The 19,307-nt window shown below is 60.5% G+C and carries 18 protein-coding genes; 9 read left to right on the top strand and 9 right to left on the bottom strand.

Going from position 1 to position 19,307, the window contains the following annotated elements:
• Window positions 1–247: 247 nt before the first annotated feature.
• From QRN60_RS04370 to QRN60_RS04380, 3 genes are all read right to left on the bottom strand, one after another.
• The gene (locus QRN60_RS04370; RefSeq protein WP_003509784.1) at window positions 248–439 is read right to left on the bottom strand and encodes a hypothetical protein; all 192 of its coding nucleotides are present in this window, start codon (window positions 437–439) and stop codon (window positions 248–250) included.
• A 152-nt stretch (window positions 440–591) separates the two neighbouring features.
• A complete protein-coding gene (locus QRN60_RS04375; protein ID WP_129564532.1) occupies window positions 592–1,491 on the bottom strand; it encodes a uracil-DNA glycosylase in 900 nt (299 codons plus the stop codon).
• A gap of 43 nt (window positions 1,492–1,534) precedes the next feature.
• Window positions 1,535–2,833 carry an Hsp70 family protein gene (locus QRN60_RS04380; RefSeq protein WP_035213543.1) on the bottom strand — a complete coding sequence of 433 codons (1,299 nt, stop codon included), beginning with the start codon at window positions 2,831–2,833 and terminating at the stop codon, window positions 1,535–1,537.
• 303 nt (window positions 2,834–3,136) lie between these two features.
• On the opposite strand from QRN60_RS04380, the gene QRN60_RS04385 reads away from it, so the two are divergent.
• Complete coding sequence (locus tag QRN60_RS04385) at window positions 3,137–4,114, top strand: GGDEF domain-containing protein (protein WP_162695512.1); 978 nt, start codon at window positions 3,137–3,139, stop codon at window positions 4,112–4,114.
• A gap of 21 nt (window positions 4,115–4,135) precedes the next feature.
• Here the strand turns inward: QRN60_RS04385 and QRN60_RS04390 are convergent, their stop codons facing one another.
• The gene (locus tag QRN60_RS04390) at window positions 4,136–4,924 is read right to left on the bottom strand and encodes an SDR family oxidoreductase (protein ID WP_111792465.1); all 789 of its coding nucleotides are present in this window, start codon (window positions 4,922–4,924) and stop codon (window positions 4,136–4,138) included.
• Window positions 4,925–5,106: 182 nt separating this feature from the next.
• Here QRN60_RS04390 and QRN60_RS04395 point away from each other — a divergent pair, with 182 nt between their 5' ends.
• Window positions 5,107–6,027, top strand: a complete 921-nt coding sequence (locus QRN60_RS04395; RefSeq protein WP_087744291.1) for a cation diffusion facilitator family transporter — start codon at window positions 5,107–5,109, stop codon at window positions 6,025–6,027.
• Between the two features lie 257 nt (window positions 6,028–6,284).
• Here the strand turns inward: QRN60_RS04395 and QRN60_RS04400 are convergent, their stop codons facing one another.
• The gene (locus QRN60_RS04400) at window positions 6,285–6,797 is read right to left on the bottom strand and encodes a YcxB family protein (protein ID WP_003509772.1); all 513 of its coding nucleotides are present in this window, start codon (window positions 6,795–6,797) and stop codon (window positions 6,285–6,287) included.
• A 529-nt stretch (window positions 6,798–7,326) separates the two neighbouring features.
• Here QRN60_RS04400 and QRN60_RS04405 point away from each other — a divergent pair.
• Together QRN60_RS04405 and QRN60_RS04410 are read left to right on the top strand one after the other, a co-directional pair.
• Entirely contained in the window at window positions 7,327–8,991 is a 1,665-nt protein-coding gene (locus QRN60_RS04405; RefSeq protein ID WP_111780946.1) for an electron transfer flavoprotein-ubiquinone oxidoreductase, read from the top strand.
• A gap of 361 nt (window positions 8,992–9,352) precedes the next feature.
• The gene (locus QRN60_RS04410) at window positions 9,353–10,093 is read left to right on the top strand and encodes a pentapeptide repeat-containing protein (protein ID WP_020809597.1); all 741 of its coding nucleotides are present in this window, start codon (window positions 9,353–9,355) and stop codon (window positions 10,091–10,093) included.
• Between the two features lie 86 nt (window positions 10,094–10,179).
• Here QRN60_RS04410 and QRN60_RS04415 read toward each other — a convergent pair whose 3' ends face one another.
• Window positions 10,180–11,196, bottom strand: a complete 1,017-nt coding sequence (locus tag QRN60_RS04415) for a zinc-binding alcohol dehydrogenase family protein (RefSeq protein WP_111793956.1) — start codon at window positions 11,194–11,196, stop codon at window positions 10,180–10,182.
• 103 nt (window positions 11,197–11,299) lie between these two features.
• Here QRN60_RS04415 and QRN60_RS04420 point away from each other — a divergent pair, with 103 nt between their 5' ends.
• Window positions 11,300–11,689 (top strand): winged helix-turn-helix transcriptional regulator, encoded by a 390-nt coding sequence (locus QRN60_RS04420; protein ID WP_003509998.1) that lies wholly within the window; start codon window positions 11,300–11,302, stop codon window positions 11,687–11,689.
• Window positions 11,690–11,811: 122 nt separating this feature from the next.
• Entirely contained in the window at window positions 11,812–12,648 is an 837-nt protein-coding gene (locus QRN60_RS04425; RefSeq protein ID WP_129564531.1) for an undecaprenyl-diphosphate phosphatase, read from the top strand.
• Window positions 12,649–12,716: 68 nt separating this feature from the next.
• Here QRN60_RS04425 and mgtE read toward each other — a convergent pair whose 3' ends face one another.
• Both mgtE and QRN60_RS04435 read right to left on the bottom strand, forming a co-directional pair.
• Entirely contained in the window at window positions 12,717–14,090 is a 1,374-nt protein-coding gene (gene mgtE / locus QRN60_RS04430) for a magnesium transporter (protein WP_020809600.1), read from the bottom strand.
• A gap of 286 nt (window positions 14,091–14,376) precedes the next feature.
• Complete coding sequence (locus tag QRN60_RS04435; RefSeq protein WP_080866556.1) at window positions 14,377–15,621, bottom strand: MFS transporter; 1,245 nt, start codon at window positions 15,619–15,621, stop codon at window positions 14,377–14,379.
• Between the two features lie 235 nt (window positions 15,622–15,856).
• Here QRN60_RS04435 and QRN60_RS04440 point away from each other — a divergent pair, with 235 nt between their 5' ends.
• The 3 genes from QRN60_RS04440 (at window position 15,857) to QRN60_RS04450 (ending at window position 18,901) form a co-directional block, all read left to right on the top strand.
• Window positions 15,857–16,765, top strand: a complete 909-nt coding sequence (locus tag QRN60_RS04440; RefSeq protein WP_003509989.1) for a diacylglycerol/lipid kinase family protein — start codon at window positions 15,857–15,859, stop codon at window positions 16,763–16,765.
• A 287-nt stretch (window positions 16,766–17,052) separates the two neighbouring features.
• Window positions 17,053–18,426, top strand: a complete 1,374-nt coding sequence (locus QRN60_RS04445; protein WP_165000575.1) for an aspartate aminotransferase family protein — start codon at window positions 17,053–17,055, stop codon at window positions 18,424–18,426.
• Window positions 18,427–18,430: 4 nt separating this feature from the next.
• Complete coding sequence (locus tag QRN60_RS04450) at window positions 18,431–18,901, top strand: OsmC family protein (protein ID WP_003509984.1); 471 nt, start codon at window positions 18,431–18,433, stop codon at window positions 18,899–18,901.
• 171 nt (window positions 18,902–19,072) lie between these two features.
• Here the strand turns inward: QRN60_RS04450 and QRN60_RS04455 are convergent, their stop codons facing one another.
• The gene (locus QRN60_RS04455) at window positions 19,073–19,282 is read right to left on the bottom strand and encodes a type II toxin-antitoxin system VapB family antitoxin (protein ID WP_003509983.1); all 210 of its coding nucleotides are present in this window, start codon (window positions 19,280–19,282) and stop codon (window positions 19,073–19,075) included.
• Window positions 19,283–19,307 lie beyond the last annotated feature (25 nt).

Here is a 19,307-nt window from a genome sequence, read left to right on the forward strand (position 1 = left end):
GCTATACACTGGCCGTTTTGTGTGTCCGTCATTCCGGCCATGAGCCGGAATCCAGTCGACACGCGTCTGCGTGTTGGAAAGACTCCTTTCAGCCCAAGGACTTGGGCTGGCTGGATGCCGGATCGGGTCCGGCATGACGGAGGTCTATAATCGTGAAAACACGCAAAAGCAAAAGGCGCCTTCCCGAAGAAAGACGCCAGCGCGCAATCATATCTATGGGCCAGTGCTAGACTGGCCTGAGTGCTTCTCAGCGCTCGCGGAAATCCGCGAAGACTGCCGAGGGACGCGTCACGCGGACCTGCTGCATGGCAGCGCGTGCGGTCATCTGTTCGTTTGCGGCTGCGCCGAAACGATGGTAGCCCTGACTGGAGCGAGGGCCGAGGCCCGCCAGGCGGAGCGTTTCAAAGCCGGAATGTACCGGACGGAAGCGAGTGGTCATTGCCTTGGTTCCTTAAACCGAATTCCTCCCAAGACATGATCGCTATATCGCAGCGCAGCATGGATTCGGCAAGCCGGCCAAATGCGCCGCTGTTATGCGTAATGCGCATGGCTTTTTTCATAATTCATTTACATTGAGTAGGAATGAGGCAGTCAGCCCTCGGTGATCTTTGCCTGAAAAGCCAATAAATCCTGCCATGCCAAGGACTTACTCGCTGGCGCGTTCAACAGTTCCTGCGGATGCAGGCTGGCCAAGGCAGGCAAAACCAGGTGTCCGGCTGCGACATCACGCCACTGTCCACGCAGCGTATGGATGGTGCCGGTGCCGCCAAAGAAGAAACGTGCGGTGAAGTTGCCAAGAAGCAACAGGTGTTTCGGCTCGGCAAGCGCGATCTGTCGCTCGATGAAGGGGCGGCAGATATCCATCTCGGCCTGCGTCGGCGGGCGGTTGCCCGGCGGCCGCCAGGGCACGACATTGCCGAGCATGATGGTGCTGCGCTCAAGCCCGATGGCCGCCAGCATGCGGTCGAGCAAAAGCCCGGTCTTGCCGGCGAAGGGAAGGCCCTCGCGGTCGTCATCCGCGTCAGGCATCGGGCCGATGACCATGATGGCGGAGGCGGCATCACCTGCGGTGAAAATCGTATTGCGCGCGCTGTTCTTGAGGTTGCAGCCGCTGAAACCCTCAAGTGCGGTTTTCAGCTCGGCAAGCGATCTCGCGCTTTCCGCCGCAAAACGCGCCGCCGCCACGGCCTGCTCGTCGGGCATGGCGACATTCTGCTGAAGAGCGGGCGCGGCTGGCGCGCCACGCGCCGGGGCGCTGCGCGTTGCCGCCTGCCGCTGAGGTGCGTCGGCACGGCGATCCGCCGGCCTTTCAGTCTGGCGTGCCGATGTCACCGCATCCTGTGCCGGCGCGGATCGGGCAGGGCGGGCGGCGGCGAATTCAGCGAAACGGTCGACCGGGGTCTCTTCCAGCATCCAGTCCACGCCCGCATCCGCATGGAAATGCAGGAGGGCGGCGAGTTCGGCCGGGGAGAGGTCGTGAGCGGCGATCATGGGCGGAAATTACCCCATGTTCCCCGCCCGGGGAACCCGTAAATCACGCTGTCCAGCGCTGAATGTCGCCGCTTTCGCCGATCATGGCGAGACCATGGGCAATCGAGAGCAGTTCGCCGCCGCTTTCGATACGGTCGGCGTCGAAACGGCGGGTGAAAAGCTCGCGCACCGCCGGCACGAAGGAGGTGCCGCCGGTCAGGAACACCTTGTCGATCGCCTCGGGCGCAACCTTCGTCTTTTCCAGAACCTCGTCGAGCGCTTCTTCGATCTTGGCAAGGTCGTCAGCGATCCAGTTGTTGAAATCGCTGCGCTTCACCATCTTGCGGCCGGCCTTGCCGAGCGGTGAGAAGTTGAACTCCGCTTCTTCCGCCGAGGAGAGCGCCATCTTGGTGGCGGAAATCGCCTGATAAAGCGGGTAGCCCTCGTCGTGGTCGACCAGATCGATGAAGAGTTCGAGTTTTTCCGGCTCCAGCGCCGAGCGCACCAGCGATTTCAGCGCGGTGAATTCCTTCGAGGTCTTGAAGATCGACAGCTGGTTCCAGCGGCCGAAATTCACGTAATAACCCGAGGGCACGTCCAGCACCTTGTCGAAGCTTTTGAACTTGCTGCCCTTGCCGATCTCGGGCGAGACCAGATTGTCGATCATGCGGAAGTCGAAATGGTCGCCTGCCACGCCGACGCCGGAATGGCCGATGGGGGTGGCGGAAAGCTTGCCGGCATGGGTTTCGAAACGGATCAGCGAATAGTCCGTGGTGCCGCCGCCGAAATCCGCCACCAGCACATTGGCGTCCTTCTTCAGGCTCTGGGCGAAATAATAGGCCGCCGCCACCGGCTCATAGACATAATGGATATCAGGGAAACCTGCCCGGGTGAGCGCCTCGTTGTAACGGGCAAGCGCCAGCGTCTCATCCGGATTGCTGCCGGCGAAACGCACCGGCCGGCCGGCGATGACGGTGGAAACGTCACCTGGCCATTCCTCACCCGCATAGGTCTTCAGCTTGCGCAGGAACACGTCCATCAGATCCTCGAAGCTCTGGCGCTTGGCGAAGATCAGCGTGCCCTGAAACAGCGGCGAGGCCGCAAATGTCTTGATCGACTGCAGGAAACGGCAGTCGCCGGCATTGTCGATGAACTGGCGGATGGCGGCATGGCCCGCTTCCACATGCAGGGCGGCCGCACCCAGGCCGGCATCCTTCATGAAGGAGAGCGCGGTGCGCATGCTGTCATCCGTGCCTGCGCTGCTGGTGAAGCGCATGGAACGGCTTTCGCCGCCGCCGTCGGAAAGAGCCATGACCGTGTTGGTCGTGCCGAAATCGAGGCCGAGAGCCCGCTTTTGCGTCATCGCCATATCCTTGTTGCCGATAGAAAAACCCGCCCGGCCTGAAAGGCGGCCCAGCGCGAAAATAAGGGATGCCTTTGGCACCCCGATGTCAGAGGAGGGCGGTTGATTGCACAGGGCCGACGGAATGGCAAGCACCCGCACCCGGGTTTATTGTGAAATTTGCATGAAGTAATCGCCATGGGTGGAAGGCCGCCCTGCCGCCCGCATTAAATATTTTTTCGCATAAAGCGAGTATAAGGCTGAAATATAGCGTTAAAGAGCAGATTTATTTTTGTATTTGTTGTGTTTGCAGACGGAGCCCCGATGTCCCGAAAGCCGGCCCGTTCCACCCTCGAAGACGTGTCGCCGGCGCGAAACGCCCGCGTTCGCGGCGATGCGGACAGCTTCAACCGCCATCTCATGGACCTGATGGAGGCGTCGCAGCAGGGTTATGCGCTTTTCGACGGCGGCGATGAACTGCGTTTCGCCAACACGGCATTCCGCACCGCGCTCGGCCTCGGCCCGGACGAGTTTCCGACATGGGTTGATCTCATGCGCAGCGGTTACCGCAACTCCGCCGGCACGGCCATCGAGACCTCCGATTTCGAACTGTGGCTACGCTCCGCGAGAACGAGGCGCGGCAAGCTGCCCTTCCGCACCATCGAGACCGGCCTCAATGACGGGCGCTGGATGCTGACGACCGAGACGACGCTGCCGGGTGGCTGGATGTTGTGCGTCGTCACCGATATTTCCGAACTCGGCGTTGAACTGCGCGATCTTCGCCAGGAGCGGGACAGGGCGTTGAAATCCGCCCTGAGCGACGAGCTGACCGGTCTCGGCAACCGCCGCTACGTCATGGATATTCTCAATCACCGGCTCGGCCCCAACAAGGCCGAGGCGCTTGCCGTCATCATCATTGATATAGACCACTTCAAGTCGGTGAACGACCGCTTTGGCCATGCCTGCGGCGATCTGGTTCTGAAAGACTTCGCCGCCCGGCTTTCCGCTGCGGTCGCCCGCGACGATCTGGTCGGGCGGATCGGCGGCGAGGAGTTCCTGCTCGTTTTCGGCGGTTCGCGCATGTTGAGCGCGGAGATCATCATGCAGAAACTGCTGTTGTCTTTGACCGCGGCATCGCCGCTGAGCGACGTGCCGGATTTCCGCTATAGCTGCTCGGCTGGCATTGCCTTTGCAAATCCGGGCGAGAGCGCGAGCGATGTCCTGCGCCGCGCCGACACGGCGCTTTACGAAGCCAAGAATACCGGCCGGAACCGCTACGTGATTTACGGAGCGGCCTCCTGACGGATTCGTATCTATTCGGCCTTAGTTCGACTTCGCCGCGCCGCCATCTACTCTCAGCATCGTGCCGGTGATGTAGCTTGCCGGAACCGAGCAGAGGAAAGCGCCTGCGGCGGCGAATTCCTCCACCGTGCCGAGGCGGCCGGCCGGGATGCTCTTGACGGAGGCCTCGCGGATTTCCTCGACGCTCTTGCCGAGACGCTTGGCGTTGGCGCCGTCAAGCTCATCGATGCGGTCGGTATGGATACGGCCGGGCAGGAGCAGGTTGGAGGTGATGCCGAAGGAGGCCACTTCGGAGGACAGCGTCTTGCTCCAGCCGACCAGCGCGCCGCGCAGCGTGTTGGAAAGCGCAAGATTGGCGATCGGCTCAAACACGCCTGACGAGGCGACGGTGAGGATGCGGCCGAAACCCTGCTCCTTCATGTCAGGCAGAAGCGCATTGGTGAGCGTGATGACGCGCAGCACCATGGACTGGAAGAAGGTATCGAGCTTTTCGACCGTCATCTCCTGCGCAAGGCCCGGGGTCGGACCGCCGGTATTGTTGACGAGAATATCGATGCCGCCGAGCTTGTCCTTGACCGCCTGAACCATGGCGACGACGAAATTGTCATCGGCAAGATCGCCCCAGACCCAGTCGGCCTTGCCCTTGCCGAGCGCATTGATCGCCTTGCAGTTTGCCTCCAGCTTATCGCCGCTTCTGCCGACGAGAAGGACATGCGCGCCTTCTTTCGCCAGCGCCGTCGCAATGCCCAGCCCAAGGCCGCGAGAGGAGGCGAGAACGAGGGCGCGTTTGCCGGAAATGCCGAAATCCATGGGTTTTATCCTGTCTTGTGAGTGCGCTATGTGCTGTTTATAGAGCATTTCCAGGAAAAGTGGACCCCGGTTTTCCGTCCGGAAATGCGACAAAACAAAGAGTTAGAGCGTTTTCGCGATTCGAAGAATGGCGAAAATCCTCTATGAAGGTGGCGCCCGGTTTTGAAGGAAAAATACACGTCATGACAGAACAATCCCTGCTGAAATTCTCCATTGCCGTCACGGTTCTCCTGGCGCTCTTCGGTATCGGCGCGGGCCTGTTCTCCGGCTCCTTCGCGGTGGTTTTCGATGGTGTCTATGCGCTGACCGACGCTTTCATGACGGTGCTGGCGCTGCTGGTCGCGCGGCTGATCGCCGCCTCCGCAGCGCCAAGGCCGGGCGGCCGGCTGGTGGAGCGTTTCACCATGGGTTTCTGGCACCTGGAGCCGATGGTGCTCGGCCTCAACGGCACGCTGTTGATGGGTGCTGCGATCTATGCGCTCATCAATGCCATCGACAGCCTGATGGATGGCGGCAGGTCGATCGAGTTCGACTACGCGATCATCGTCACCTTCCTCAGCTTTGCCGTCTCGCTCGCCATGGCGTGGTTCGTCAAAAGGCAGAACCGCCGGCTGAAATCCGCCTTCGTGGCGCTGGATGCCAAAAGCTGGTTGATGAGCGCGCTTTTGAGCATCGCGCTCTTTATCGCCTTCGCCGTGGGTTACGGGCTGACGGGAACGTCGCAGGCATGGCTTTCGCCCTATATCGACCCGGCCGTGCTGGCGCTGGTCTGCCTCGTCATCATCCCCATGCCGCTCGGCAATGTGAAGCAGGCGCTGGCCGACATCCTTCTGGTGACCCCGCTGGAATTCAAGCAGCATGTGGACAGGGTGGCCGCCGAGACGGTGGAAAAATTCGGCTTCGCTTCGCACTATTCCTATGTCGCCCGCGTCGGCCGCGGCCGTCAGATCGAACTCTTCTTCATCGTGCCGAAGAACTGGCCGGCCCGGCGTCTGGAGGAATGGGATGCGATCCGCGACGAGATCGGCGAAGCGCTGGGCGGCGAGGGCAGTGACCGCTGGTTGACGATCGTGTTTACGACGGATGAGGAGTGGGCGGTTTGATGTTGGAGAGTGATCTTAGCTAATCGGCTTGTGGCCCAAAGCGGTCATTGCAGCACTGATCTGGACAGGCCTGATGGGGATGGAGAGCGGATTGGCAGGTTTCAGTCTGACAGAGCAGAAGTGGTCTTCCAGTGTCGCTCAAGCCGGAGTTTTGCACCAAACTCTTGCTACAGAAATTCCTTAGAAGTCAGCAGTGGCGATTTTGTCGCGAACTTGGGAGTCTGCGATAAGAATGGCTCCATCTTAGCGGGGCTATTTCACGCGCGCTTGATGTTGGCGGCCACCAATTGCCTGAAGTCGTCGATCTGTGCTGGCGTCAGGACGCGCTTAGGCAGCATGTTGAACACGCGCGCCCCCTGGTAGAGGAGGATCACCTTGCTGTCTTCGGTCCATTTGAGATAGTCGTTCCAAGGAACATTCCAGTCGCCCTGCTGTGCCTTGCTCCTAAAGCCTTCCTCAGACCATGTAACCGTGATCGGGTGCTGAAGGGTTTTCTGGTCTGCGTAGGCCTTGCGGGCAAACACGGCAGCGCCGAAAAAATATTGGTAGAGCGGTATTGCGATCACAACCACCACGCAGATGTAGAAGAGCGACATGAAAGGCGCATCGGGGAATCGCAGCGCCAACGTGAAGAGCGAGGCAAGCAGCAAAGCAACGAAGATCAGCCAGCAAACGAGCGGCCAGCCTGAGGTTGAATATTTCAGTATGAACAGCTTGTTGGCAGCAACATAGTCGTCGGCGGTCAAAGTGAAGGTGACGCTGCGGTTCATATCTCTCATTGTCTCCCTGGTGAGATACCACACCTGTCGCATAATTCCCGAAACCTGCGACACGTTTTGCTGTCGTACTATGTCCGGGTTGCAGCATCGCAATCAAGCCAGTGAACGTCTTCAATGGGGGCGACAGCGGACAATCATCGATACGTAAAGGTATGTCCGCTTGCGGCGCAAACGGAAACGCCGCCATTGATGAAGCGAGCCGAATGGGCGTTTCAGCCACGGTAAACGCGAGAGCGGCACAAATGCCGACTACCCTTGACGCCTACACTCCCAGCTTCTATTTTAAATCTTACGTGAACGTAAAAGTAATAAACCAATCATCAGGTTGTCTGACAATTGACTGGCGTGCGACATGTTTTGCCGCTATAGAAGCTCGACAAAGGCGTCCTGCTTTGCGAAGACAGACGCTGGTAAATGCGGTGTCGCGGATGGCTTTTTGTCCGGCGCAGGCGATGCGCCGAGGATGCCGGTAAGCGGATATAACAACAGCCGGATGGGACCGGCGATGTGAGAGGACAAGATGACGGAAGCGATGGAACTGCCCGAACGCGAAGCGATGGAATTCGACGTTGTGATCGTTGGCGCGGGTCCTGCGGGTCTCGCCGCCGCGATCCGCCTGAAGCAGGTGGAGCCCGAGCTCTCGGTCGTCGTTCTGGAAAAAGGCGCGGAAGTCGGTGCGCACATCCTCTCGGGCGCGGTGGTCGATCCCATCGGCATCGACCGTCTTCTGCCCGGCTGGCGCGAAGAGGAGGGGCATCCCTTCAAGACCGAGGTCAAGGACGACCAGTTCATGTTCTTAGGCCCGGCCGGCTCCATCCGCCTGCCGAATTTCATGATGCCGCCCCTGATGAACAATCATGGCAACTACATCGTCTCGCTCGGGCTGGTCTGTCGATGGCTGGCGGAAAAAGCGGAAGGGCTCGGCGTCGAGATCTATCCGGGCTTTGCCGCCACGGAAGTGCTCTATAATGACGAAGGCGCCGTCATCGGCGTCGCCACCGGCGATATGGGCATCGAGAAGAACGGCGAGCCTGGTCCCGCCTTCACCCGCGGTATGGAGCTGCACGGCAAATATGTGCTTGTTGGAGAGGGCGTGCGCGGTTCGCTCGCCAAGGAGCTGATTTCCAAATTCGACCTCTCGAAAGATCGCGAGCCACAGAAATTCGGCATCGGCATCAAGGAGCTCTGGCAGGTCAAGCCGGAACACCACAAACAGGGCCTCGTGCAGCATTCCTTCGGCTGGCCGCTCGGTTTCAAGACCGGTGGCGGCTCGTTCCTGTATCATCTGGAGGACAATCTCGTCGCCGTCGGCTTCGTGGTGCATCTCAATTACAAGAACCCCTATCTTTATCCTTTCGAGGAATTCCAGCGCTTCAAGACGCATCCGGCCATCCGCGACACCTTCGAGGGCGGCAAGCGCATTTCCTATGGTGCGCGCGCAATTACCGAAGGTGGCTACCAGTCGGTGCCGAAGCTCACCTTCCCGGGCGGCGCGCTGATCGGCTGTTCCGCCGGTTTCGTCAACGTGCCGCGCATCAAGGGCAGCCACAATGCGGTGCTGTCGGGCATGCTGGCTGCGGAGAAGATCGCCGTGGCGATTGCCGCCGGCCGCGCCCATGATGAGGTGGCCGAGATCGAGGCCGAATGGCGCGAAGGCGATATCGGCAAGGACCTGAAGCGGGTCCGCAACGTCAAGCCGCTGTGGTCGAAATTCGGCACGCTCGTCGGTGTCGGCCTTGGCGGTCTCGACATGTGGACCAACCAGCTGTTCGGCTTTTCCTTCTTCGGCACGCTGAAGCACGGCAAGACGGATGCGCAGAGCCTCGAGCCCGCTTCGAAGCACAAGCCGATCGCCTATCCGAAGCCTGATGGCGTTCTGACCTTCGACCGCCTGTCCTCGGTGTTCCTGTCCTCCACCAACCATGAGGAAGACCAGCCGGTCCACCTTCAGGTGAAGGACATGGAGCTGCAGAAGCGCTCCGAACACGACGTCTTTGCCGGCCCCTCCACGCGTTATTGTCCGGCCGGTGTTTATGAGTGGGTGGAGAAGGACGGCCAGGAGGTCTACGTCATCAACGCGCAGAACTGCGTGCACTGCAAGACCTGCGATATCAAGGACCCCAACCAGAACATCAACTGGGTGCCGCCGCAGGGTGGCGAAGGGCCGGTTTACGCCAATATGTGATGGTGGGTCCGAACCGTCTGGATCGTTGACGTCGTTTAGCGACGCCGTGGCGTTTGAACGCCGTCACCCCGGATTTGATTCGGGGGCCGGCGCGATCAAGTCTTTGATCGTAAAAGACTCTCCTCACGGCGCAGACGCGCCGTGACTGGATGCCGAATCTAGTCCGGCATGACGAAAGAGCAGCGTTCATGGCCCGTCCCCCGTCAGTATTTGTGGATTGCTCTTCGATTTCTTACATATAGGATGTTGGGGTGTTGCATGGTCGCGTGGCCCGTGGATTGTGGTTCAGCGATGCGGTAACGCCTTGAACGTGCGTGCATATGGTCCTAGGTGCCGTCGCAAGACGACAGGGAGTGAAAGAATGTCCGGCTTTCAAAGGCTGAATATCGTGCGGAAGACAGGGTGCGTTGCCGGTGTGGCGGCGCTTGCGATGATTGCCGTTTCTTTCAGCGGCGGCCCGCTGGTGGCCGCAAGCTGCCGTACCGATGCCATGGCCGGCATCGACTGGCGCGAATGCAACAAGCGCCTTCTGATGCTGGGCGGCAGCAATCTCGATTCGGCGATGCTCTACGGCACGGATTTCACCTATACGGATCTGCGCGGTTCTTCGCTGAAGGGCGCCAATCTCGAAAAGGCCAAGCTCATCCGTACGGCCCTTGGCGAGGCGAACCTTCAGGGCGCCAATCTGACCAAGGTGGAAGCTTATCGCAGCGATTTTTCCGCCGCCGACGCCACCAATGCCAAATTCGTCAATGCCGAAATGCAGCGGACCAAATTCGAAAACACCAAGCTGGACGGCACGGATTTCACCAAGGCTGAACTCGGCCGTGCTGACTTTGAGGGGGCGACGCTGAACGGCTCGAAATTCTCGCTCACCAACCTGTCACGCGCCCGTTTCGGCGGCGCGAAGCTTGGCGGCCCGGTGGATTTCACAAGCGCCTTCCTGCTCCTGACCCGGATTGAAGGGGTCGATCTTTCCACGGCCACCGGCCTCGACCAGAAACAGATCGATATTGCCTGCGGTGACGCCAAGACCAAATTACCGAACGGCCTCACCGCGCCGGCCTCCTGGCCGTGCCCGGAAGACCCGGACGACGACTGACAGGAATGGCCGCGCGGTTTTGCGCACGGCCCAAATACATCCGTAAGCGGAGAGAAGCGCCCGCGATGCGGACGCCTCGTTGCTGATCAGAAGCCCGAAAGCACGATCTTGCCCTTGGCCTTGTTGCTTTCGATCAGCGCATGCGCCTTGATGAGATTTGCGGCAGTGATGGTGCCGAAAACCTCGGTCAGCGTCGTCTTGATCTTGCCGGCATCGACAAGCTCGGCCACGTGGTTGAGCAGCCGGTGCTGCTCGATCATGTCAGGCGTCTGGAAGACGGCGCGGGCGAACATCATTTCCCAATGGATCGATACGCATTTGCGCTTGAAGGCCATGACGTCGAAACCGCCGGCCGGATCGTCGATCAGCGCGAAACGGCCCTGCGGCGCGATGGTCGCCACACTGTCGGCGGCATGAATGTCGCTATGGGTGGTGGAGAAGACGAAGCCCGGCGCACCGAGCCCGAGCGCTTCCACCTGCGGCGCGATCGGCTTGCTGTGATCGATGACGTGATGCGCGCCGAGTTCTTTCACCCAGGCAATCGTTTCCGGCCGCGAAGCGGTGGCGATGACGGTGAGGTCGGTCAGCGCCCGCAGAAGCTGGACGGCGATGGAGCCGACCCCGCCCGCGCCGCCGATGACCAGAACGGCGTTGGCCGCGCCCGGAACCGGTTCCTTCACCCGCAGCCGGTCGAACAGCGTCTCATAAGCGGTGATCGCGGTCAGCGGCAGGGCGGCCGCTTCCTCGAAATTCAGTGATTTGGGCTTTGTGCCGACAATGCGCTCATCGACGAGATGGAATTCGCTGTTGGAGCCGGGGCGGTTGATGACACCGGCGTAGAATACCTCGTCGCCGGGCTTGAACAGCGAGACCTTGTCGCCGACGGCCTTCACCACGCCGGCAGCATCGAAGCCGAGCACGCGCGGTTCGCCGTTTTCCGGCGTCTGGTTGCGGCGCACCTTGGTGTCGACGGGGTTTACCGAAACGGCCTTCACTTCCACCAGAATGTCGTGCCCTTTCGCTTCCGGCTGGGGCAGGTCGATATCGACGAGGGCGTCTTTCGCCGTGATGGGCTGGCTGGTCCTGTAACCGATGGCGCGCATGAACAGTCTCCTTTGCTTGTTTGCGTGCCTCTTACTTGATACATATGAACGCTGATCGCAAGAATGCACATTTTGTGATGATACATACAAAAAGGATACTGTGATGTCGCGACCGCGCGCCAAGCTCACCGGCAACTTTCCCGGCTGCCCGGTGGAATCGACCCTGAGTTTTCTCGACGGCAAATGGAAGGGCGTGATCCTTTATCACCTCATCAATGAGGGCACGCTGCGCTTCAACGAGCTGCGCCGCCATATTCCCAGCGTCACCCAGCGCATGCTGACCAAGCAGCTGCGGGAACTGGAGGAAGCGGGCCTGATTTCGCGCACCGTCTTCCCGGTGGTGCCGCCGCGGGTGGATTATGCGCTGACGCCGCTTGGCGAGACGATGCGGCCGGTCATCTCGGCGCTGAAAAGCTGGGGGGACGCCCATGTCGTCTGCAAGAACGGCGCGAAATACACCCAGCTTCCGCAGGCTGCGGAGAAGGCGGCCTGAGAGAAATCACGGGTAAAAGCACGTCCCGTGAGGGCCATTTTTCATGGTGCGATGCAACACGGATTTGCCCCGATTGATGCATAATGCTGCAAACTCGATTCGCAGCAGGGACATCAAAGCACATGAGCATGGGTTGGATGGAGGCCGGATTTCTCGGCCTTTTGCAAGGACTTACGGAGTTTCTTCCGATTTCTTCAAGCGCGCATCTGAGGATTGCCGGGGAGTTCCTGCACTCCGGCGCGGATCCCGGGGCCGCCTTCACCGCAATTACCCAGATCGGCACGGAAATGGCGGTGCTGGTCTATTTCTGGTCCGATATCATGCGGATTGCAGCTGCCTGGCTGCGGCAGAACCTGCGCCTTGGCGAATATAACAAGGCTGATGCCCGGCTGGGCTGGCTGATCATCGTCGGTTCGGTGCCGATCGTGTTTCTGGGCCTGTTCTTCAAGGATGCCATCGAACATTCGCTGCGCAACCTCTATATCACCGCTGTGATGTTGATCGTCTTTGGCATCGTTCTCGGTCTTGCCGACAGGATCGGGGAGAAGCGTTACAAGCTCAACCAGCTGATCTGGCGCGATGGCATCCTGTTCGGTTTCGCGCAGGCCATGGCGCTCATCCCCGGTGTTTCGCGTTCGGGCGGCACCATCAGCGCCGGCCTGCTTCTGGGCTACACCCGCGAGGCGGCGGCGCGTTATTCCTTCCTGCTCGCCGTTCCCGCCGTCTTCGGCTCCGGCTTCTACCAGCTCTTCAAGAGCATCGGTGAGGACAATCCGGTCGGCTGGGGGCAGACCGGGCTTGCGACCCTCATCGCCTTCGTGGTCGGTTACGCCGTGATCGTGGTTTTCCTCAAGCTGGTCTCGACCAAGAGCTACATGCCCTTTGTCTGGTACCGCGTGGTCATCGGTTTCATCCTGCTCGCCCTACTGGGAACGGGCGTCATCAATGCCGGCGGCTGAGGGCAGGGCTTCTCGCTTTTTCCCATCGCAAATGAAAAGGCCCGCTCTTTCGAACGGGCCTTTTGTCTTTAGAGCAATGTGCCGCTGAGGATCGCCAGCGCCACCGAGAAGTAGATGATAAGGCCGGTGACATCCACCAGCGTGGCGACGAAGGGGGCAGAGGCGCTGGCGGGGTCGAGCCGCAGGCGCTGCAGGATGAAGGGCAGCATGGAACCGGCCAGCGAACCGAAGGTGACGATGCCGACAAGCGCCGCGAAAACGGTTGCACCGACCAGCAGCCAGTGTTCGCCGTAATCGTAGAAACCTGCCTGCTGCCAGACCGTCAGACGCAGGAAGCCGATGGCGCCCAGAATGCAGCCGAGGGTCAGGCCCGTCGGGATTTCGCGCAGCAGCACGCGCCACCAGTCCGAAAGCTTCAGTTCGCCGAGCGCCAGCGCCCGGATGATGAGCGAGGTGGCCTGCGAACCGGAGTTGCCGCCTGACGACATGATGAGCGGAATGAACAGCGTCAGCACCACGGCCTTTTCCAGTTCGCCCTCGAAATGCTGCATGGCGCTGGCCGTCAGCATTTCACCGAGGAACAGGGCTGCGAGCCAGCCGGCGCGCTTGCGGATCATGTCCGGAAAACCGATCGTCATATAGGGCTTGCCGAGCGCCTCCATACCACCGAATTTGTGGGCGTCTTCCGTGGTGTCGGCGATCATGGTGTCGATCACGTCGTCAACGGTGACGATGCCGAGGATATGCGAATGATCATCGACAACGGGAAGGGCCAGAAGGTCGTGCTTGCGGATCAGCCGGGCGACATCCTCCTGCGACATCAGGGGGCTCGCATAGGCAATGCCCTCCTTCGAAGCGACGGAGAGGATGGAAGCGCCCGGTTCGCCGGTCAGCAGACGACGCAGCGTCACCACCGTGGAGAGTGTCCCGTCCTGCGCCAGCACATAGATGGCATAGACCGTTTCACGCGACCGCTCGACGACGCGGATGTGCGAAAGGGTCTGTTCCACCGTCCAGCTGTCGGGCACGCTGACGAATTCCGTGGTCATGATGGAGCCGGCGGTGCGCGGCGGATAGCCCATCAGATGCTGGATGGAGAGCGCCGTGGTGCGGTCCAGCCGGGCAAACAGCTTGGCGCGGGGCTCTTCTTCCATTTCCGCCATGACGTCGGCGACGCGGTCGTCGGACATGAGGTTGACGAAACGGGCGGCCTGTTCGAGCGGAATGCCGGCAATGATGGCGGCTGCGTCATGCAGTTCCGGCCGGTCGAGAATGGCAACGGCCTTTGCCTGCGGCATGGCAAGCAGGGCAGCTACGGCTGCGTCGGTATCAAGCGTGTTGAGGTGCTCGACACGTTCTGCGATGGTGGTGGAACCGGCATTTCCGCTGCGGAGAAGACGTGCGGCCTTGCTGGCTCTCTGGGAGAGAGTGTGGAAGTTCATGATTGCTCACCTTTCCGTCGATTCGCCGATTACGGCGAACGCGGTGGTGAGCCGACAGAGGTCGGATCAGTTCCCGTTCGCCGCTTTCGGCAAAGGCAATCGACTACTACTGTCGCTAGACATCTAATGATGCTCCGTTGAAATCCGCACAGTTCCGGGTCACGGCCCGTGCGTAACGCCGTGTTGCGCCTGAAACGAAAAAGAGTCAAGCGGGCCTATTGTGAAATTTCCGTAAGGTTCCGGGCGGGTCCCGGAAAGGGCATTCAAGCGGTTAAAAAACCGGCATTCAGCCGGCTTTTGCGCGCCGCTCGACGGTGACGGAAACGAGGAAAACGCCAAGCCCGAGAAGGGAAAGAACCGCACCGACATAACCCGTCGAGGCGTAACCGAAACCCATGGCGATGACGAGGCCGCCAAGCCAGGCGCCAAGCGCGTTGGCGATGTTGAAGGCGGAATGGTTGGAGGCGGCAGCCAGCGTCTGCGCATCCTGCGCCACATCCATCAGCCGGGTCTGCACGGCCGGGCAGGCTGCGAAACCGCAGCCGATCAGGAAGACGCAGAGGCAGAGCATGAATGGATTGTCCGCCGTCATGCCAAACACGGTCATGACAAGCACGTTGAAGGCCAGCATGCCGCCAATCGTGCCGTTGAGCGAGATATCCGCCAGCCGCGAGCCGACGACATTGCCGACATTCATGCCGATGCCGAACAGCGCCAGCACCATGGAAACGGTGGAAACCGGCATCATCGCCACATCGGTGGTGGTCTTGGCGATATAGCTGAACACAGAGAACATGCCGCCGAAACCGACGGCGGCGATGGCAAGCGTCAGCCACACCTGCACGCGCCGGAAAGCGCCAAGTTCGCGCCACACGCTGGCGCCTTCTTCCACCCTGTCACGCGGCTGGAACAGCCAGAGAAGGGCGACCGTCAACAGCCCGATGCCGCCGACCAGCATGAAGGCTGCCCGCCAGGACAGAAGCTGGCCAAAGAAGGTGGCAAGCGGGGTGCCGAGCAGGGTGGCGATGGTGAGGCCGAGCATCACGCGGCCAACGGCGCGGGCGCGCTTGTGGATGGGCGCCATGGAGGCCGCCACCAGCGCCGCAACGCCGAAATAAGCGCCATGCGGCAGGCCGGTGATGAAGCGCAGGACGGTGAAGCTCAGGAAATCAGGTGCAAGGGCGCTCAGGATATTGCCGACCGCAAAAAGCCCCATCAGGCCGAGAAGCAGGGTACGACGCGTTATGCGCGCGGCAAGCACCGCAATGATCGGCGCGCCGATGACGACGCCGAGCGCATAGGCGGTGATGACGTAACCCGCCTGCGGAACGGTGACGCCATAGGTGGTGGCAACGTCAGGCAAAAGGCCCATGATGGCGAATTCACCGGTGCCGATGCCGAAGCCGCCGGCGGCAAGCGCCAGTTCGATAAGTGCGATGGCAAGCGGGGAGAGGGCCACGGCTGGCGCTGCCGTGTAAACGGTTTCATTCTCCGCGCCAGGGCGGGCTTCGGAAATATTCGACTGGCTCATCGTGACCTGAAAAACGGGAAGGGCCCACAGAAAAAAGGGCAAGACCGTATGGGAGCGGTCTGCCCTGACTGGAGATGCGCGGTCATGAAAATGACCTTAAGTGATCCCTAACATGAAATGATGCGTTGCGGTAGAGCGATTCTCGGCAAAAGAGCATCTTCACGCGATGGTGTTCGGAACTCTATATGACGACAGGCATTTACGCGCGGCTGCGTTACTGGATCGGGTTGGAAACATGAAGCTCATTGCAATTTTCAATCGCGACGGCGGCACTTTTCGTACCACTGACATGGAAGCCTATTGCGAACACGCCCGCGACGTTTTCACCCGTGCCGGCCACACGATCGATTGCCGTCTGGTCTCCGGAAAAGATATCGTCGAGGAAATGGAACGCGCCGCCGATGAACCGGGCATTGAAGCCATCATTGCCGGCGGCGGCGACGGCACGATTTCCGCAGCAGCGGCCATCGCCTGGAAGCACGGCATCGCGCTCGGCATCGTTCCGGCCGGCACCATGAACCTCTTCGCCCGCTCGCTGAAGCTGCCGCTCGATATTCGCCAGGCGCTGGAAACGCTGGCGAGTGGCGAGATTGCCAGTGTCGACATCGCCAGCGCCAATGGCCGCCTCTTCGTCCACCAGTTTTCCGCAGGTCTGCATTCGCGCATGGTGCGCTACCGCAACAATCTCGCTTTCGCCTCCCGTCTTGGCAAGATCAAGGCGAGCATCCGCGCCGCCATCAACGTCATCCTCAATCCGCCGGTGTTCGAGGTGCAATATACCGTCAATGGCAGGACGCAGCATCGCAAGGTCTCGGCCATTTCCGTCTCCAACAACGAGTTCGGCCAGAGCTCACTGATGGTGGCGGATAATGTCTCGGGCGGCCATCTCGGCTTTTATCTTGCCGATCCGCTGCGTCCCTCCGGCGTTGCGAAACTCGCTTTCGACATTCTGCGCGGCAGGCTGAAGGAAAACGCCGCCGTCACCGCCATGACCGTGACGGATGTGGAACTGCATTTCCCCAAGAAGCGCCATGACCTGCGATGTGTCATCGATGGCGAGTTGCTGCCGATGGAGCGGGATGTGGCGTTGAAAGTTCATGCGGGCGAATTGAAGGTGCTGGTGGGGCGGGCGTTTTTCGCATAGTGCAACCGCCTGTGAATTGGGCGATTACCCCTTGTTTCTTCTCCCCGAGGGGGAGAAGTCCGCGGCAGCGGGATGAGGGGGCGAGGTCTCCGAAGTCCGGCAACGGTACCCCCTCATCCGACCCTTCGGGCCACCTTCTCCGCGGCGGGAAGAAGAAACTAGCGGCAACCGCTCGTTCCATTCGCTCCCCCTAAAAAACGCCAGCCTTGCCAAATCGAATCCGCCCGGCCATGTTCGGCGGGCGCGGTGGCGTGAGCGCCGTTGCCTTTATGGGAGTGCGATCTGTCATGAATGAAATCTCCAAGCCGCTGTCCAACCTCGCCGCCATCGATGCCGCCCATCACCTTCATCCCTTTTCCGATATGGGCAAGCTGAATGCCGCCGGCACTCGCATCATCGAGCGCGCGGAAGGGGTTTTCATCTATGACAGCACCGGCAAGAAATATCTCGACGCCTTTGCCGGCCTCTGGTGCGTGAATATCGGATATGGCCGCCGCGAGATCGCCGATGTCGTGCAGCGCCAGATGAACGAGCTGCCCTATTACAACGCGTTTTTCGGCACCACCACGCCGCCGGCGACACTTCTGGCGCAGAAAATCGCCTCCCGCGCCGGACCTGACATGAACCATGTGTTCTTCACCAATTCCGGATCGGAAGCGACCGATACCTGGTTACGCATGGCGCGGGTCTACTGGAAGGCGCTCGGCCATCCGACGAAGACCAAGGTGATTGCAAGGCGCAATGGCTATCACGGCTCGACGGTTGCCGGTGCCTCGCTCGGCGGCATGAAATGGATGCACGAGCAGGGTAACCTGCCGATCGAGGGTATCGCCCATATCTGCCAGCCCTATTGGTACGCCGAGGGTGGCGATCTTTCACCTGCCGAATTCGGCCTGAAGGTCGCCCGGGAACTCGAAGCGAAGATCGACGAGCTCGGTGAGGAAAACGTTGCCGCTTTTGTGGCCGAACCCATTCAGGGTGCAGGTGGAGTGATTGTGCCGCCGGAGACCTATTGGCCGGAAATCGCACGCATCTGCAAGGCGCGCAACATTCTCCTCGTCTCCGATGAGGTGATCTGTGGTTTCGGCCGTCTCGGCTCCTGGTTCGGCTATCAGCATTTTGGCGTGGAGCCGGATTTCGCGCCCGTCGCCAAGGGCCTGTCATCAGGTTATCTGCCGATAGGCGGCGTCATCGTCTCGGATCGGGTGGCGGCAGTGATGTTGTCTGAGGTCGGTGACTTCAATCATGGTTTCACCTATTCCGGCCACCCCGTCTGCGCCGCCGCAGCGCTTGAAAATCTCCGCATCATCGAGACCGAAGGGCTGGTGGAGCGGGTGCGCGACGATATCGGCCCCTATTTTTCGCAAGGCTGGAAAAGCCTTGAGGACCACGAACTGGTGGGCGAGGCTGTCAATGTCGGCCTGATGGGCGGCTTGCAGATAACGGCCGACAAGGCGACACGCAAACGTTTTGCGAAGCCCGACGATATCGGAACCGCGGTGCGCAACCATTGCCTGGCAAACGGCCTCGTCATGCGCGCCACGGGAGACCGCATGCTGGCCTCGCCGGCGCTGACAATCAGCCGTTCGGAAGTGGATGAGATCATCGAGACGCTGCGCAAGGGGCTCGACCACCTGCGTGATACGATAAGGGAGGAGTAATTACATGGCAGGACAGGAACATCATTACGCCGTTCAGGTGAAATGGACGGGCAATCGCGGCAAGGGGACGTCCGGCTACCGCGACTATGAACGCGACTATACGATTTCCACCTCGGGAAAAGCCGATATCGCCGGCTCCTCCGACCCTGCCTTCCGCGGCGATGCCTCCCGTTGGAACCCGGAAGACCTGCTCGTCGCCTCACTCTCGGCCTGCCACAAGCTCTGGTACCTGCATTTCTGCTCCGTCAACGGCATCATCGTCGAAGACTATGTCGACAATGCCGAAGGCACGCTGTTGATGGAAAAGGACGGCGCCGGACAATTCAGCGAGGTGGTGCTGAAGCCGGTGATCACCATTTCGAAGGGGGATCCCACGAGAGCCGACGAATTGCACCATGACGCGCATGAGAAATGTTTTATCGCCAGATCGGTGAATTTCCCCGTGCGTGTGGAGGGGACGGTGAAGGTGGTTTAAAGGCACACGTCGCCTTCATTCAGTCTGTGTGGGCAGACTGTTAAAGCATCCCTCACACTCGACGTCATCCTCGGGCTTGCCCCGAGGATCCATTGCCGCGTGTGATGGTGGATCTTCGGGTCAAGCCCGAGGATGACGACGGAGAGGTTTCCAGGCCTTCGTCACTGCCCGCTAGACGTCGTCCTTGCCCGAGCCATCTCGGATTTCATCAAGATTGCCTTCCCAGCCAATCCCCCGCAGTTCCTCAAGCGCACGTCTCTGCCAGTGTACCCGGACGAATTCTCTCAGAGCCCGTCCAACCGTCGCCTCGACGGTGGACAATCCGGTGATTTCCATGGCCTCGGCCATCAAGTCGTCATCAAGGTCGATAGTCACACGCATCGCACGGCCTCAAGGTGTATGAACA

It is taken from the genome of Agrobacterium sp. CFBP2214 (assembly GCF_030209895.1).
Taxonomy (GTDB): domain Bacteria; phylum Pseudomonadota; class Alphaproteobacteria; order Rhizobiales; family Rhizobiaceae; genus Agrobacterium; species Agrobacterium radiobacter.

Coding starts and splice junctions, on each gene's coding strand:
- QRN60_RS04375 (WP_129564532.1), bottom strand. CDS start 1,491: ATGATCGCCGCTCACGACCTCTCCCCGGCCGAACTCGCCGCCCTCCTG.
- QRN60_RS04410 (WP_020809597.1), top strand. CDS start 9,353: ATGTCCGGCTTTCAAAGGCTGAATATCGTGCGGAAGACAGGGTGCGTT.
- mgtE (WP_020809600.1), bottom strand. CDS start 14,090: ATGAACTTCCACACTCTCTCCCAGAGAGCCAGCAAGGCCGCACGTCTT.
- QRN60_RS04445 (WP_165000575.1), top strand. CDS start 17,053: ATGAATGAAATCTCCAAGCCGCTGTCCAACCTCGCCGCCATCGATGCC.
- QRN60_RS04385 (WP_162695512.1), top strand. CDS start 3,137: ATGTCCCGAAAGCCGGCCCGTTCCACCCTCGAAGACGTGTCGCCGGCG.
- QRN60_RS04380 (WP_035213543.1), bottom strand. CDS start 2,833: ATGACGCAAAAGCGGGCTCTCGGCCTCGATTTCGGCACGACCAACACG.
- QRN60_RS04425 (WP_129564531.1), top strand. CDS start 11,812: ATGAGCATGGGTTGGATGGAGGCCGGATTTCTCGGCCTTTTGCAAGGA.
- QRN60_RS04420 (WP_003509998.1), top strand. CDS start 11,300: ATGTCGCGACCGCGCGCCAAGCTCACCGGCAACTTTCCCGGCTGCCCG.
- QRN60_RS04450 (WP_003509984.1), top strand. CDS start 18,431: ATGGCAGGACAGGAACATCATTACGCCGTTCAGGTGAAATGGACGGGC.
- QRN60_RS04435 (WP_080866556.1), bottom strand. CDS start 15,621: ATGAGCCAGTCGAATATTTCCGAAGCCCGCCCTGGCGCGGAGAATGAA.
- QRN60_RS04370 (WP_003509784.1), bottom strand. CDS start 439: ATGACCACTCGCTTCCGTCCGGTACATTCCGGCTTTGAAACGCTCCGC.
- QRN60_RS04395 (WP_087744291.1), top strand. CDS start 5,107: ATGACAGAACAATCCCTGCTGAAATTCTCCATTGCCGTCACGGTTCTC.
- QRN60_RS04400 (WP_003509772.1), bottom strand. CDS start 6,797: ATGAACCGCAGCGTCACCTTCACTTTGACCGCCGACGACTATGTTGCT.
- QRN60_RS04440 (WP_003509989.1), top strand. CDS start 15,857: ATGAAGCTCATTGCAATTTTCAATCGCGACGGCGGCACTTTTCGTACC.
- QRN60_RS04455 (WP_003509983.1), bottom strand. CDS start 19,282: ATGCGTGTGACTATCGACCTTGATGACGACTTGATGGCCGAGGCCATG.
- QRN60_RS04415 (WP_111793956.1), bottom strand. CDS start 11,196: ATGCGCGCCATCGGTTACAGGACCAGCCAGCCCATCACGGCGAAAGAC.
- QRN60_RS04405 (WP_111780946.1), top strand. CDS start 7,327: ATGACGGAAGCGATGGAACTGCCCGAACGCGAAGCGATGGAATTCGAC.
- QRN60_RS04390 (WP_111792465.1), bottom strand. CDS start 4,924: ATGGATTTCGGCATTTCCGGCAAACGCGCCCTCGTTCTCGCCTCCTCT.